A 549-nucleotide genomic window follows, 5' to 3' on the forward strand; every position below is an offset into this window, starting at 1 on the left:
AATCCAGATCATTAATTTCCGGGAAGGGGGTACCCACCCCGGGAATATAATACTTAAAGTACTTTCCGCCTGTGCTTTCGACATCATCCAGCAACGGCTTACCTGCCGCACCACCGGCATAACCGGCTCCAATCGTCGTCTGGAAAAGACGGGCAATATTGGTTGGATGGTTAGGAACGGCCTGATAAAGGTCGTTATATAAATTATTGCCGGTACCGTCAAAAAACAGGCTGACATGCAGGGTCTTACAGCAGGGCGGTAGCACCCGACGATCTGCGGCCAGACACAATTCCTGATGGTAGGCCCTTTCATCACTGGTCTGACGGTGACAATTTTGCCCGACCAGATAACTTTTGGCCGGCAACCGTCCCTGAGCAGGAAAAGGGGCGGGCAACCAGACAGTCTCGTTATGATTTATTTTGGACATACTTTGGGCTCCTTCATTTCTAAAGGTTCTTTTATCGGGTAGTTTGGGCTACCGTAGGCGTCACAGGACGTGGTGACCTTGATTTGATCACAGGGCAAGAAATGCACCGTAATCCCGCAGGT

The 549-nt window shown here is 50.5% G+C and carries 2 pseudogenes; both read right to left on the reverse strand.

The features are described 5' to 3' along the window. Nucleotides 1-427: pseudogene (locus C5471_RS22885) on the reverse strand (T6SS phospholipase effector Tle1-like catalytic domain-containing protein); the annotation flags it as partial. Next, a pseudogene (locus tag C5471_RS22890) lies at nucleotides 415-549 on the reverse strand (DUF3304 domain-containing protein); the annotation flags it as partial. The pseudogenes C5471_RS22885 and C5471_RS22890, both read right to left, overlap by 13 nt.

Source organism: Photorhabdus tasmaniensis (genome assembly GCF_011189505.1).
Lineage (GTDB): Bacteria > Pseudomonadota > Gammaproteobacteria > Enterobacterales > Enterobacteriaceae > Photorhabdus > Photorhabdus tasmaniensis.